The 13045-nt window shown below is 65.0% G+C and carries 13 protein-coding genes; 10 read left to right on the top strand and 3 right to left on the bottom strand.

The features are described from left to right. The first annotated feature begins 44 nt into the window (after nucleotides 1-44). The 4 genes from SM130_RS02810 to dxs all read left to right on the top strand — a co-directional run bounded on the left by SM130_RS02810 (nucleotide 45) and on the right by dxs (nucleotide 4047). Nucleotides 45-815, top strand: coding sequence for a sulfite exporter TauE/SafE family protein (locus SM130_RS02810; RefSeq protein WP_102824314.1), 771 nt, complete (start codon nucleotides 45-47; stop codon nucleotides 813-815). Nucleotides 816-909: 94 nt separating this feature from the next. Then, nucleotides 910-1152, top strand: a complete 243-nt coding sequence (locus SM130_RS02805; protein ID WP_003283056.1) for an exodeoxyribonuclease VII small subunit — start codon at nucleotides 910-912, stop codon at nucleotides 1150-1152. Next, nucleotides 1152-2039, top strand: a complete 888-nt coding sequence (locus tag SM130_RS02800; RefSeq protein ID WP_102824631.1) for a polyprenyl synthetase family protein — start codon at nucleotides 1152-1154, stop codon at nucleotides 2037-2039. Before SM130_RS02805 ends, SM130_RS02800 begins: the two co-directional genes overlap by 1 nt. Nucleotides 2040-2148: 109 nt before the next feature. Next, the gene (dxs, locus tag SM130_RS02795; RefSeq protein ID WP_102824313.1) at nucleotides 2149-4047 is read left to right on the top strand and encodes a 1-deoxy-D-xylulose-5-phosphate synthase; all 1899 of its coding nucleotides are present in this window, start codon (nucleotides 2149-2151) and stop codon (nucleotides 4045-4047) included. Nucleotides 4048-4208: 161 nt separating this feature from the next. Here the strand turns inward: dxs and SM130_RS02790 are convergent, their stop codons facing one another. Further along, nucleotides 4209-4685 carry an NYN domain-containing protein gene (locus tag SM130_RS02790; protein ID WP_102824312.1) on the bottom strand — a complete coding sequence of 159 codons (477 nt, stop codon included), beginning with the start codon at nucleotides 4683-4685 and terminating at the stop codon, nucleotides 4209-4211. A gap of 116 nt (nucleotides 4686-4801) precedes the next feature. Between SM130_RS02790 and SM130_RS02785 the strand changes: the two genes are divergently transcribed. Beyond that, nucleotides 4802-5482: a YciC family protein gene (locus SM130_RS02785; RefSeq protein WP_102824311.1), complete on the top strand. Its 681-nt coding sequence runs from the start codon at nucleotides 4802-4804 to the stop codon at nucleotides 5480-5482. 77 nt (nucleotides 5483-5559) lie between these two features. Next, nucleotides 5560-5988 carry a VOC family protein gene (locus SM130_RS02780; protein WP_102824310.1) on the top strand — a complete coding sequence of 143 codons (429 nt, stop codon included), beginning with the start codon at nucleotides 5560-5562 and terminating at the stop codon, nucleotides 5986-5988. 10 nt (nucleotides 5989-5998) lie between these two features. Here SM130_RS02780 and SM130_RS02775 read toward each other — a convergent pair whose 3' ends face one another. Continuing rightward, nucleotides 5999-6829: an SDR family oxidoreductase gene (locus tag SM130_RS02775; protein ID WP_102824309.1), complete on the bottom strand. Its 831-nt coding sequence runs from the start codon at nucleotides 6827-6829 to the stop codon at nucleotides 5999-6001. A gap of 76 nt (nucleotides 6830-6905) precedes the next feature. Here SM130_RS02775 and SM130_RS02770 point away from each other — a divergent pair, with 76 nt between their 5' ends. After that, nucleotides 6906-7721, top strand: coding sequence for a substrate-binding periplasmic protein (locus tag SM130_RS02770; RefSeq protein ID WP_102824308.1), 816 nt, complete (start codon nucleotides 6906-6908; stop codon nucleotides 7719-7721). A gap of 1 nt (nucleotide 7722) precedes the next feature. Here SM130_RS02770 and hrpB read toward each other — a convergent pair whose 3' ends face one another. Then, nucleotides 7723-10248 (bottom strand): ATP-dependent helicase HrpB, encoded by a 2526-nt coding sequence (hrpB, locus tag SM130_RS02765; RefSeq protein ID WP_102824307.1) that lies wholly within the window; start codon nucleotides 10246-10248, stop codon nucleotides 7723-7725. Nucleotides 10249-10403: 155 nt separating this feature from the next. Between hrpB and SM130_RS02760 the strand changes: the two genes are divergently transcribed. From SM130_RS02760 to SM130_RS02750, 3 genes are all read left to right on the top strand, one after another. Then, nucleotides 10404-10820 carry a polyribonucleotide nucleotidyltransferase gene (locus tag SM130_RS02760; RefSeq protein ID WP_102824306.1) on the top strand — a complete coding sequence of 139 codons (417 nt, stop codon included), beginning with the start codon at nucleotides 10404-10406 and terminating at the stop codon, nucleotides 10818-10820. A 25-nt stretch (nucleotides 10821-10845) separates the two neighbouring features. Further along, the gene (locus SM130_RS02755; protein ID WP_102824305.1) at nucleotides 10846-11736 is read left to right on the top strand and encodes a cation diffusion facilitator family transporter; all 891 of its coding nucleotides are present in this window, start codon (nucleotides 10846-10848) and stop codon (nucleotides 11734-11736) included. Between the two features lie 712 nt (nucleotides 11737-12448). After that, nucleotides 12449-12928 carry an Lrp/AsnC family transcriptional regulator gene (locus SM130_RS02750; protein ID WP_058065057.1) on the top strand — a complete coding sequence of 160 codons (480 nt, stop codon included), beginning with the start codon at nucleotides 12449-12451 and terminating at the stop codon, nucleotides 12926-12928. Nucleotides 12929-13045 lie beyond the last annotated feature (117 nt).

Below are 13045 nucleotides of genomic sequence, written 5' to 3'. Positions count from 1 at the left end.
GCAGCGGCTTGGATACTCTGCATCTTTTTGGTGCGAGCCCACCCATGACGCTGTTCGAGATTCTGCTGCTGGTTGTTGCCGGTTTTGCCGCTGGCGGAATGAATGCCCTGGCTGGTGGCGGCACCTTCTTCTCCTTCCCTGCCCTGCTGGCCATCGGCCTGCCGCCGGTGACGGCCAATGCCACCAATGCCGTAGCGCTCTGGCCGGCCAGCATTGCCGGTGCCTGGGCCGCCCGTTCGAGCTTGCGCCCGCTGGGTCCGTATCTTCTGCCGTTGCTGCTGGCGGGCCTGGCCGGCGGTCTGCTCGGCGGCCTGCTGTTGCTGGCCGGCGGCGACGACGTGTTCAGCCTGCTGATCCCCTGGCTGCTGCTGTTGGCCACCGCCCTGTTCGCCGCCAGCCCCTGGCTTAGCCGCTGGCTGGCCGCACGGCGCAAGGAAGCAACCGCGGTACCGCCGCACTCACCAGCATCGATGGTCGCGCACGGCGTGGTATCGATCTACGGCGGCTATTTCGGCGCCGGCATGGGCATCCTGCAGCTGGCCGCATTTTCCATCGAAGGCCATGCGCTGGTGCGCGCCAACGCCCTTAAGAACCTGATCTCAGCGGTGATCTACAGCGTCGCCAGCCTGACCTTCATCATCGCCGGGCGCGTCAGCTGGTACGAGCTGCTCATCCTGCTCACCGGCGCCACGCTGGGTGGCTATGCGGGCGGGGCTCTGAGCCAGAAGCTGCCGGCGGCCTGGCTGCGCGTCTTCGTCATCCTAGTCGGGGCCAGCATGACGGTCTATTACTTCTGGGCGACCTACGCCGCCTGATACCTGCTACGCCGGCGAACCTTGTGGCTGCGACGGGCCTTTCTTTGCTAATGTCGCGCCCGTTTCCGACTCGCTGCCGACGACAGGTTCCCGCATGGCCCGCAAGAAAGCTGCCCTCGATTTCGAACAATCCCTCGCCGAGCTACAACAGCTGGTTGAGCGCCTGGAAAGCGGCGAGCTGTCGCTGGAAGACTCGCTGACCTGCTTCGAACAGGGCATCGGCCTGACCCGCGACTGCCAGGCCGCGCTGAGCCAGGCCGAGCAGAAGGTGCAGATTCTCCTCGAACGCGACGGCAGCCTGCAGGAAGCGCCCTTCGAGTCGGACCCCGAAGCATGATGATCGGCGCCTACCAGAAAAGCGCTCAGCAGCGCGTCGACGGCTGCCTCGAAAACCTGTTCGCCGCACCACTGCCGCAGCTCGAACGCCTCTATCAGGCCATGCGCTACAGCGTCATGAATGGCGGCAAGCGGGTCCGCCCACTGCTGGTCTACGCCGCCTGCGAAGCGCTGAATGGCGACAAGGCCGATGCTGACGGCGCCGCCTGTGCCGTCGAGCTGATCCACGCCTACTCGCTGGTGCACGATGACCTGCCGGCGATGGACGACGACGACCTGCGCCGCGGGCAGCCCACCACGCACAAGGCCTTCGACGAGGCCTGCGCGATTCTGGCCGGCGACGGCCTGCAAAGTCTGGCCTTCGAGGCCATGGCCCAAGCCGAGCGCAATCCGCAGGATGCCGCGCTGCGCCTGCGCATGTTCGCCGTACTGGCCCGCGCCGCCGGGCCGGCGGGAATGGTCGGCGGGCAAGCCATCGACCTCGGTTCGGTCGGCCTCAAGCTCGATCGCGACGCTCTGGAACTGATGCACCGGCACAAGACCGGCGCGCTGATCGAAGCCAGCGTGCAGCTCGGCGCACTCGCCAGTGGCCGTGCCGATGCCGACAACCTCGCCTCGCTGAGCCAGTACGCCCGCGCCATCGGCCTGGCCTTTCAGGTCCAGGACGACATTCTCGACGTCGAAAGCGACACCGCGACCCTGGGCAAGCATCAGGGCGCCGACATCGCCCGGGACAAGCCCACCTACCCGTCACTGCTCGGCATGGACGCGGCCAAGGCCTATGCTCTGGAGCTACGCGACCAGGCGCTGCACACGCTGCGGCCGTTCGATATCGCCGCCGAGCCGCTGCGCGAGCTGGCCCGCTACATCGTCGAACGACGCAACTGAGCGTTTTCGCGCCGAACGCAGTCAAACCCCTACCGGACCCCGGGCCGTTCTTATCGAAGGGCCCATCGGGTAAACTGCCGCTCTTTTTTCAACGACAACGATCCGCCTGATGCCCAAGACTTTTCACGAGATCCCTCGGGTTCGCCCCGCGACGCCCGTTCTTGACCGAGCGGCGACACCCGAGCAGCTGCGCCGACTGGGCGAGGCGGAACTCGAAGAGCTTGCCAACGAACTGCGCCAGGAGCTGTTGTACAGCGTCGGCCACACTGGCGGGCACTTCGGCGCCGGCCTTGGCGTGATCGAGCTGACCATTGCCCTGCACTACGTTTACGACACGCCGGACGACCGCCTGGTGTGGGACGTCGGCCATCAGGCCTATCCGCACAAGATCCTCACCGGGCGCCGCGAACGCATGAGTTCGTTGCGCCAGAAGGACGGCCTGGCCGCCTTCCCGCGCCGCTCGGAAAGTGAATACGACACCTTCGGCGTCGGCCATTCCAGCACCTCGATCAGCGCCGCTTTGGGCATGGCGGTTGCCGCCCGTCTGAAAGGCGAGCAACGCAAGTCCATCGCCGTGATCGGTGACGGCGCGCTCACCGCCGGCATGGCCTTCGAGGCGCTCAATCACGCCCCGGAAGTCGGCGCCAATATGCTGGTGGTGCTCAACGACAACGACATGTCGATCTCGCGCAATGTCGGCGGACTGTCCAACTACCTGGCCAAGATCCTCTCCAGCCGCACCTATTCGAGCATGCGCGAAGGCAGCAAGAAGATCCTCTCGCGCCTGCCGGGTGCCTGGGAGATTGCCCGCCGCACCGAGGAATACGCCAAGGGCATGCTGGTGCCGGGTACGCTGTTCGAAGAGCTGGGCTGGAACTACATCGGCCCCATCGACGGCCACGACCTGCCGACGCTGATCGCCACGCTGCGCAACATGCGCGACCTCGACGGCCCGCAGTTCCTCCATGTGGTGACCAAGAAGGGCAAGGGTTTCGCCCCGGCCGAAGCCGACCCGATCACCTGGCATGCGATCAGCAAGCTCGAGCCGGTCGGCGCGCCAGCCAAGCCGAAAAAGCCCACCGGACCGAAATACTCCAACGTGTTTGGCCAGTGGCTGTGCGACATGGCCACGGCTGACGCGCGCCTGGCCGGCATCACCCCGGCGATGAAGGAAGGTTCGGATCTGGTGGCCTTCAGCGAGCGCTATCCGGACCGTTATTTCGATGTCGCCATCGCCGAGCAGCATGCGGTGACGCTGGCGGCCGGCATGGCCTGCGAAGGGCTGAAGCCGGTGGTGGCGATCTACTCGACATTCCTCCAGCGCGCCTACGACCAACTGATTCACGACGTCGCCGTACAGAATCTCGATGTGCTGTTCGCCATCGACCGCGCCGGATTGGTCGGCGAAGACGGGCCGACGCATGCCGGCAGCTTCGACCTGTCCTACCTGCGCTGCATCCCGGGCATGCTGGTGATGACGCCAAGCGACGAGAACGAGATGCGCCGCATGCTCACCACCGGCTACCACTTCGCAGGCCCGGCGGCGGTGCGCTACCCGCGCGGCAACGGCCCCAATGCGGCCATCGAGCCGGGACTGGAGCCGCTGGAAATCGGCAAGGCCGTGGTACGCCGCCAGGGCAGCAAGATCGCCTTGCTGGTATTCGGCGTGCAGCTGCCGGAGGCAATGCAGGTCGGCGAGGCGCTGGACGCCACGGTGGTCGATATGCGTTTCGTCAAACCGCTGGATGAGGCCGTGCTGCGCGAGTTGGCCGACAGCCACGAGTTGCTGGTGACGGTCGAGGAAAACAGCATCATGGCCGGTGCCGGCAGCGCCGTCGCAGAATTCCTCACCGGCGAAGGCATTCTCCAGCCGATGCTGCATCTGGGCCTGCCGGACTACTACGTCGAACACGCCAAGCCCAGCGAAATGCTCGCCGAGTGCGGCCTGGACGCCGCCGGCATCGAAGCCTCGGTGCGCAAGCGTCTGGCGGCACTCGGCAAGGCCTGACGCACGTTTTGGTGGATGGATAAAGCGCCATTCACCCTACGTCGATGCCGCGCGCAAGCATGTGGCGCTGCTCGATCAGGTCTGAAACGGTCACGGCGGTCGTAGGGTGGGCTTCAGCCCACCAAGGCCGCCACAGCCGGCGGACCAGAACACCACCCCGCTCAGCCACGCAGCAGCAGATCGCCCTCGATCGGCACATAGCGCGTTGCGGCGCGGATCAGTGATTGCGCAGTGAGCCCCGGCACACCGTAGGCAGTCGCCTCGGCGCCGCCAGCGCGCACCCGATCGAGCAATAGATCGAAATCGCCATCGCCGGAAGCCAGCACCACCTCGTCGACCCGTGCCGCGGCGTCCAGCACGTCGATGGTGATGCCCACGTCCCAGTCGCCTTTGGCCGAGCCGTCGCTACGCTGGATATAGGGCTTGAGCCTTACCGTGAAGCCCAGCTTGCGCAGGATCTGCTGGAACTGCTGCTGACGCGCGTCGCCGCGCTCGATGGCATAGGCATAGGCTTCGACGATGGTGCCGCGCCGGCTGACGTCAGCCCACAGCGCCGAGTAGTTGAAGTGGCAGCCATGGGCCTGACGCACGGTGTAGTAGAGGTTCTGCACATCGGCGAACAGGGCGATCTTCTTCACGCGGCAGCCTGGGTCTGGAGTGGGCCACCAGTATGGACGGCGAAATCGCGCATGTCCCGCCCTCGCCTCATCCGTTACAGTGGCGCCCCGAATCGACCCCTCACCTTCGGTCTGCAATGAACGCTCTTGTTATCCTGCGTGACGCCTGGTTCTTCTACTCCCGCCATTTCCTGACCATCGTCCGGCTCTGCCTGCCGCTGATCCTGCTCGAAAGCATCACCCGCCTGGCGCTCGATCACTGGCTCGGTGAGAACGCACCGCCCGCGCTGGACCTGCTGGTGGGCCTGATCTTCTATCCGCTGTACGTCGGCGCGCTGATCCTCTATCTGGACGCCCGCAGCCGCGGCCATGAACCGGCGCTGCGAGCGGTCTACGCCCGGGCGTTGCCACTGTGGCCGGCATTGGCGGTGCTCTCGGGCCTCGGCACGCTGCTGATCCTGCTCGGCGCCTCGCTATTCGTGCTGCCCGGCATCTGGGTGATGGTCAAGATCGCCTTCGCCGAATACCTGCTGGTGCTGCGTGGGCTGTCACCGCTGGCGGCTTTGAAGCAGAGTTTCATCCTCACCCGCGGGCATTTCCTGCTGGTACTCGGCTGCGTGCTGACCGTGCTGCTACCGATCTGGATACTCGAAGCCTGGATTGCCGCACAGCTGTTCGCCGAGCAGACACCGCCCGTGCTACCAGCGATGCTGCTGGACGGTGTCGTCGGCCTGCTGCAATTGCTGCCGACCATCATGCTGTTCCGCTGCTTCATGCTTTGCACCGAGCAACCAGCGCGCGAGCCGAACACTGACTGACATTGCTGATTTGCCGTGGTCGGGCCAAGCGTCCAGGGCCTGCTAGGCTTTCTCCGGCCAGATCAGGAGACAGCACCATGGCCGAACAGAACCCCAGCATCCTTTCCCACGTTTCCCTGGGCAGCAATCGCTTCGATGAAGCGGTTGCCTTCTATGACCAGGTCCTCGCCACACTGGGCTGCAAGCGCATCCTCGAACACCCCGGCGCCGTCGCCTGGGGCCGCGAATACCCGGAGTTCTGGGTCCAACGGCCATTCGATGGCAGCGCGGCATCAACAGGCAACGGCACGCATGTGGGCTTCTTTGCGGCCGATCAGGCCGAGGTGGACGCCTTTCACCGTGCCGCGATAGCCGCTGGCGGCGTAGACGAAGGCGCCCCCGGTCCACGCCCCGAATATGGCGAGCCCTACTATGGCTGTTTCGTACGCGACCTGGACGGCCACAAGATCGAGGCGTCGTATTGGGACATGGCGCTGATGCAGCAGCTCTACGGCAGCGGCAGCTAGTCAGCCGCGTTCAGGACGTGCGACTGCCAAGCAGTCGCGGCAATAGCAGGCTCTGGTACAACCGCGGAAAGCAGCGCGCCAGCAGCTGGGCTTTCCAGTCCAGATTGGAGAGCACCAGCAGCCGGCGCCGGCGCAGCGCACCCTGGTAGATCGCTTCGGCGACGTCCTGCGGCGAGGCGACCCGACCGATATCCAGCACTGGCTGCGGTGCAGTGGAGCCATCACCGACCAGGACGTTCTTGCGCAAATCGGTGGCGGTGTAACCAGGGCAAACGAGCATGACGTTGACGTCGGTACCACGCAGCTCGCAACGCAGGGTTTCGAAAAGACCGTGCAGGGCGTGCTTGCTGGCGTTGTAGGCGGCACGGTCTGGGACTGGCGCATATTGCGAAAGCGAACTGAGCACGATGATTTGCCCGTCGCGGGCAAGCAGGCTCGGTAGCGCGGCCTGGGTGCAATTCAACGCGCCATAGAAGTTGACTGCCATGACCCGCTGAAACACCGCCAGGCTGGTGGCCGCCACTGGGCTGCGGTGGGTAATGCCGGCGTTGTTGATCAGCACGTCGATGCCACCGTAACGCTCGACCACCAGAGCCACTGCGCGCTGTACCGCTTCTGCATCGCTGACATCGCAACACAGCCCCAGCGCATCGGCGTTGTGATGATCGGCCAGATGCTGCACCAAGCCATCCAGGGCATCCTGATGCAGATCGAAGATCACCAGCCGCGCGCCAGCCTGAGCCATGCGCACGGCCAGCGCGCGGCCGATGCCGGCGCAGCCACCGGTAATCACCACCAGCTTGCGGTTGAACACCTTTCGATCAAACACCTTGCGCTGCATACCCTCACTCCTTCATGCCGCACGCTCGTTTTGAGCATAGGTCGATATATGCGGACATTCCTCACGTCGCAGCACTATGGCACATGGACAAGCCGGCATTGCCTGCGCATCCTTGCTGGAACAGCGCAAGGCAGCGAACGATCCGTTGAAAGCACTTCTCTATCTGGCTCTGGCCACACTTCTGGGCGCACCTGCCGAGGCCATGGCCGAGGCCGCGCCGCAGCGAATTCTCAATGTCGGTTATTACGAATTCGCCCCTGCCATCTATACCGATGCCCAGGGCACCGCGCGCGGCGACTTGGCCGAATTGACGCGGCGCGTTGCCCGCCAGGCCGGCTATGACGTGCATTTCCGAGGGCTCCCAGGGGCGCGACTCTATGCGGCGCTGGAAAACGGTAGCATCGATCTCTGGCCTGGCGCCCAGGGCAAGCCGGAACTGGCGGCACATACATTGGAAGGCCGGCATACCCTCAGTCAGATCAATCTGAACCTGTATCACCGTACCGGCACACCGGCGCCACGAATTCCGCAAGACCTCGCAGGCAAGTCGCTGATTCTGATCGGTGGCTACAGCTACTGGCCGAACGTCAATGCACTGCTCGACGATCCCGAACTCGGCCTGCGCCTGCTGCGCACCAGCAATCATCTTTCTGCCCTGGAAATGCTGCGACGCGAGCGCGGTGACTACCTGCTGGATTATCAGATCCCGGTGGAGCAGGCCCGCCAGCGGCTGCAAATGGAGGAGCTGCCCTACCTGCGCCTGACTCAGATACCGATCCACTTCATTGTTTCGCGACATGCCCGCGATGCCGAGGCCGTCGTAGCCGCCCTGGACGAAGCCTACGAAGCACTGCGCGCAGCGGGCGAGGACATCAGCCTGCCATCGGACTGAGCTACTGCCCGCGTGGCTTGGCGCGTGCCGTGGGCTCGGCAATCAGCGGGTTGTCCGGCCAGTAGTGCTTGGGGTAGCGACCCTTCAAGTCCTTTTTCACGTCGATGTAGGTGTTGGCCCAGAAACTCGCAAGGTCCTGGGTGACCTGCACCGGACGGCGCGCCGGCGAAAGCAGGTGCAACTTGACGACCTGCCGGCCACCGGCGATGCGTGGCGTATCCGCCAGACCGAACAGCTCCTGCAAGCGCACCGCCAGCACCGGTGGCTGCTCGCTGTAGTCCAGCCGAATGCGTGAGCCCGACGGCACCGTGACGGCGACCGGTGCCTGCTCCTCCAGCCGCTGCGGCAACGGCCAGGGCAGCAGTGTGGCGAGCATTCCGGCAAGGTCGAGCTGCGCGAAGTGCGCCAGCCGCGTGACCTTGCCCAGATAGGGCAGCAACCAGTCTTCCAGACGTTCCAACAGTGAGGCATCGCTGACGTCTGGCCATTCGCTGCCGTTGCCGAGCGTCAGATCGAGCTGACGCAGTAGCCCGATGCGCGCCTGCCATTGACGCAGCTCCGGCGTCCAGGGCAACAGCTCCAGCCCCTTGCGCCGCACCAGACCGAGCAGTGCGCGGCCGCGAGCCTCTTGATCCAGTGAAGGCAGCGGCTCGCTGCTCAGCACCAGCTCGCCAACCCGCCGTTGCCGCTCGGCGCGCAGCACACCCTCACGCTCGTCCCATTCCAACTCGTCACGCAAGGCAACCTGCTCGGCCAGCGGGCCATCGAACAGCGCTGGGTCCAGCGCGACAGCGCGATAGATTCGCTCCTCGCGCTGGCCCTGGTGGCTGCCCAGCTCGGCGATTACCAGCCAGGACTCCTTCATCAAGGCGTCCGCCTCGCCGAACAGCGCCGCCCGCCCGTTGGCCAGACGGTAGCCACCACCGCCTTCACGACGCTGCCGGGCGACCCGGTCCGGATAGGCGAAGGCCAGCAGCGCAGCAACGGCGTGCTGCTCGTCGAGCTCGACAGAGCGCGTCGCTGATGCACCACGCAGCAGGCCGCGGAATTGCCGAGCCAACTGACGCACCCGCTGTACGCCTGCGCCGCGGCCATCCTGCAGCTGATGCAGGCGCAGCGCGAGATCGGCACCGCCGCCGCGCTGCCCGCCGGATTGAATGTCACGCTCGACCAGCAACGCCGCCACGTCGGCCGCCAGCGCAGCCATCCCCATGGCCTGCCCGCGCAACAGCATATGTGCCAAACGCGGATGTGCCGGCAGCTGCGCCATGGCCTGGCCGTGGCTAGTCAACTGCCAGCCGCCACGCTCGTTGCACAGCAGTGCACCGAGACGTTCGAGCAGCAACTGGGACTGGGCATAGGCCGCTGCCGGCGGGCGGTCGAGCCAGGCCAGCTCGTCCGGCTCGACGCCCCAGCGTGCCAGTTGCAGGGCGAGGCCAGCCAGGTCGGCCTGAAGAATCTCCGCCTCTCCATAGGCAGCCAGCTGCGCGTGCTGCTCCTCGGACCACAACCGATAGCAGACACCCGGCTCCAAACGTCCAGCGCGACCGGCGCGCTGCGTGGCCGAGGCGCGGGAAATGCGCCGGGTCTCCAGACGCGTCATGCCGGTCCCGGGATCGAAGCGCGGCACCCGCGCCAGCCCTGCATCCACCACCACGCGCACGCCTTCGATGGTCAGGCTGGTTTCGGCGATATTGGTCGCCAGCACCACCTTGCGTTTCCCGGCCGGGGCCGGCTCGATGGCAGCGCGCTGTTGCGCCAGTTCCAGCTCGCCATGCAATGGGCAGAGCAGGATGTCGCTGCGTCCTGACAACTGATCGGCAAGCGCTTCGTTGACCCGGCGGATCTCGCCCTGCCCCGGCAGGAACACCAGTACGCTGCCCGGCTCGTCCTCCAGCGCCTGCAGCACCGTTTGCACCACGCGCGGCTCGACGCGCTCGCCGGGAGGGAGCGCCCGTCCCCAGCGCTGCGCGACCGGGTGCATGCGCCCCTCGCTGCGCACCACCGGCGCATCGTCGAGCAGTGCCGAGAGGCGCTGACCCTCCAGCGTCGCCGACATCAGCAGCAGTTTCAGCGGCTCGTCGCGCAGCAGCTGCCGCGCATTGAGCGTCAGCGCCAACGCCAGGTCGGCATCCAGGCTGCGTTCGTGGAATTCGTCGAAGATCACCAGGCCAACGCCTTCGAGCGCCGGATCGTCCTGCAGGCGTCGTGCAAGGATGCCTTCGGTGACCACCTCGATGCGGGTGTTCGGGCCGACCTTGCTATCCAGGCGGATACGGTAACCGACGGTTTCACCGACCCGCTCGCCGAGTTCACTGGCCAACCGTTCCGCCGCTGCCCGGGCTGCCAGGCGGCGCGGCTCGAGCATGATGATGGTCTGCCCAGCCAGCCAGGCTTCGCCGAGCAGAGCCAGCGGTACGCGGGTGGTCTTGCCGGCACCGGGTGGCGCTTCGAGCACGGCTTCGTCGCGCTGCTGCAGGGCCTGGCGCAACGCCGGCAGGGCTTCATCGATAGGTAGGCTGATCATGTCGGCTCCGATTGCGGCGGACGATTATATCGAGGCGACCGCATTGAAAGCGGACCGGCGAGTTTTTGCGAACAGTGGCGCGGCTCGGGCGGTCTGATGTCGAGAAAACATCATCCAGCCCTTGTATAGTTGCGCCACTTTTCCAGGAGGTCCTTATGCGTACTCGTAACCGAATCATCGGCGGCGTGTTGGCCGTTTCCCTGTTCACCCAGCTGACCGCGTGCGGCACGCTGTTCTACCCGGATCGCCGCGGGCAGATCGAAGGCCGCATCGACCCGGCCGTCGCCGTGCTCAACGCCGTCGGCCTGCTGTTCTACGTCATTCCCGGGCTGATCGCCTTCGGTATCGACTTCGCCACCGGCGCGATCTATCTGCCCGACAACCAGTACTCCATGGCTCCGGAAAAACTGCAGGAAGCCATCGGTGCAGACGGCCAGATCGATCAGGCGCGCCTGAAAGCCATCATCGAGGCGGAGACCGGCCGCAGCCTGCCGCTGGACGACCCACGTCTGATCCAGCACAACGGCAGCATGGAGCAGCTGGCCGCCTTCGGTCTGCGTCCCGCAGCCTGATGACTCGCGAGGATAGCGGTCAACGATGAGCATCAACCGCGACCACGCCCGGCTCATGCGCCGGGCCACTGCCGCAGCGTTGGCGACGGCCATCGTGCTGGCGCTGAGCAAGGCGGTGGCGTGGTGGCTGAGCGGTTCGGTGAGTCTGCTCGCCGGCCTCACCGACTCGCTACTGGACGGCGCTGCCTCGCTGCTCAACCTGCTGGCGGTGCACTACTCATTGCGCCCGGCCGACGACGACCATCGCTATGGCCACGGCAAGGCCGAAGCGCTGGCCGGACTCGGCCAGGCCGCATTCATCTGCGTCAGTGCGATTCTGGTCGGTGTGCAAGGCGTCGACCGCCTGCTGCATCCGCAACCGCTGGGTGCGCAGGACGTGGGCATCGTGGTGATGATCTTTTCACTTCTGATGACCGCCATCCTGCTGAGTTACCAGCACCATGTGGTCAAGCTCACCGGCTCCACGGCCATCCGTGCCGACTCGCTGCACTACCGTTCCGACCTGCTGCTCAACAGCAGCATTCTCGTCGCGCTGATACTTGCCGGGTTTGGCTGGGAGCGCACCGATGCGCTGTTCGGTATCGGCATCGCCTTCTATATCTTCTGGAGCGCCATCACCATCGTCCGCGAGGCCGGTGCGGTGCTGATGGATACCGAGCTGTCGCCGGAAATCAGCGAGCAGATGCAGCAACTGGTCTGCGAGGTGCCCGGTGTGCACGGTTGTCATGACTTCCGCACGCGCATTTCCGGCACCCGCTGGTTCGTCCAGATGCATCTGGAGCTGCCAGGTGAGTTGCCGCTCTCCCAGGCGCATGATCTGTGCGTGGCGGTAGAGAACGCGATTCATGACCGCTATCCGAATGCAGAGGTGCTGGTGCATGCCGATCCGTTGGAGGTGGCGCCGCCGAAGCGGTGAGCACTTCGACTGGTGTTTGGCGTCAGCGTCAGGGCGATAGAGCCCTACCTGTATCGCTTGTAGGGTTTAGTAGGTCCGGCCTCGCCAAAGTTGGTTTTCCAGCACGGATTGCCGCCCTGTAAGTCTGCTTAGGTTCTTCGTCCTATCAGGCGACACCCAACGCCCCTTCAGGAGGGTGAACGGAGCCGTCGCGGAGTAACAGCCGCAGGCTGGCCCGAAGGGCGAGCGAAGCGAGTAACGAACCCGGAGCGAAGCGCAGGGCCGGATGCAGGAGCAAAGCGTTTTTGGTTACTTTTGAGGGGCCGGCCATCCGGGCGCCTGGAAAAAGTGACTCGCCCAGCAGGGCGAAACCAAGCCATCAGCCAACTCGACAACCGGCTTTGGCTCGACACCCAAACCACCACGACACCCAAAACGAAAAAGACCACGCCTGGGCGTGGTCTCTTCGATTCGTCGGGCCGATGGTAACGGCTTCTTCGCGCGGCGCCTCGTGAGCGCCGGAGGCCCGGACCGTCGACCTTGGTAAGGTCTTCGGTGGTCACGGCGGGGATCATGTGCCGTGTCCGTTTCTGCCGGGGGCTGAAGTTGAGATAAAGCTTACGCCGCCGCGTCCGACAGGGGATTGCGAAGATTGCTTAAATGACCATCACTTGCGCAACAGCAAGCCATTAATCCATCATCAAGCGCAATCATTACCCTTAAGAGTCGCAAGATGAGCAAACTCGACCGCTACGACCTGCGAATCCTTGCCGAATTGCAGCACGATGCCCGCATCTCCAACCAGGACCTGGCCGAGCGCATCGGCCTGTCGCCCTCGCCCTGTTCGCGACGGGTCAAACAGCTCGAGGACGATGGCTACATTGCCCGCCAGGTCGCCCTGCTCGACCGCAAGAAGCTCGGCCTGACCCTCACCGCCTACGTGCTGATCGGCATGGATCGCCATACACCAGAGCGTTTCGAGCACTTCGAGGGGGTGATCGGAAAATGCCCGGAAGTGCTCGAATGCAGCCTGGTCACCGGCATGGATGCCGACTATCAACTGAAGGTGGTGGTGCCCGACATGGAGCATTACCAGCAGTTCCTACTCGGCACCCTGACCCGTATCGAAGGCGTCTCCAGCGTGCGTTCCAGCTTCGTGTTGCGCCAGGTGTCGTCGAGCACTGAGCTGCCGTTGGAGCATTTGCGCAGCTGAGACACCGCTCACAGCTTTCACCCGCACAGTTAGCAGGGTTACTGCTTATAATCCGCCCCCTTCTGCACCGCCCTGCACACGGACGATCCCGGCCAGGGCGGACAGCCTAACCGCCTG

The organism is Stutzerimonas stutzeri (genome assembly GCF_038561965.1).
Lineage (GTDB): Bacteria > Pseudomonadota > Gammaproteobacteria > Pseudomonadales > Pseudomonadaceae > Stutzerimonas > Stutzerimonas stutzeri_AA.
The sequence above is the reverse complement of the archived record's forward strand: the minus strand, read 5'-3'. Positions and strand labels throughout refer to the sequence as shown.

Excerpts from the sequence above, each read along its gene's own strand:
- SM130_RS02810 (WP_102824314.1), top strand. The coding sequence starts at position 45 with ATGACGCTGTTCGAGATTCTGCTGCTGGTTGTTGCCGGTTTTGCCGCT.
- SM130_RS02805 (WP_003283056.1), top strand. The coding sequence starts at position 910 with ATGGCCCGCAAGAAAGCTGCCCTCGATTTCGAACAATCCCTCGCCGAG.
- SM130_RS02800 (WP_102824631.1), top strand. The coding sequence starts at position 1,152 with ATGATCGGCGCCTACCAGAAAAGCGCTCAGCAGCGCGTCGACGGCTGC.
- dxs (WP_102824313.1), top strand. The coding sequence starts at position 2,149 with ATGCCCAAGACTTTTCACGAGATCCCTCGGGTTCGCCCCGCGACGCCC.
- SM130_RS02785 (WP_102824311.1), top strand. The coding sequence starts at position 4,802 with ATGAACGCTCTTGTTATCCTGCGTGACGCCTGGTTCTTCTACTCCCGC.
- SM130_RS02780 (WP_102824310.1), top strand. The coding sequence starts at position 5,560 with ATGGCCGAACAGAACCCCAGCATCCTTTCCCACGTTTCCCTGGGCAGC.
- SM130_RS02775 (WP_102824309.1), bottom strand. The coding sequence starts at position 6,829 with ATGCAGCGCAAGGTGTTTGATCGAAAGGTGTTCAACCGCAAGCTGGTG.
- SM130_RS02770 (WP_102824308.1), top strand. The coding sequence starts at position 6,906 with ATGGCACATGGACAAGCCGGCATTGCCTGCGCATCCTTGCTGGAACAG.
- hrpB (WP_102824307.1), bottom strand. The coding sequence starts at position 10,248 with ATGATCAGCCTACCTATCGATGAAGCCCTGCCGGCGTTGCGCCAGGCC.
- SM130_RS02760 (WP_102824306.1), top strand. The coding sequence starts at position 10,404 with ATGCGTACTCGTAACCGAATCATCGGCGGCGTGTTGGCCGTTTCCCTG.
- SM130_RS02755 (WP_102824305.1), top strand. The coding sequence starts at position 10,846 with ATGAGCATCAACCGCGACCACGCCCGGCTCATGCGCCGGGCCACTGCC.
- SM130_RS02750 (WP_058065057.1), top strand. The coding sequence starts at position 12,449 with ATGAGCAAACTCGACCGCTACGACCTGCGAATCCTTGCCGAATTGCAG.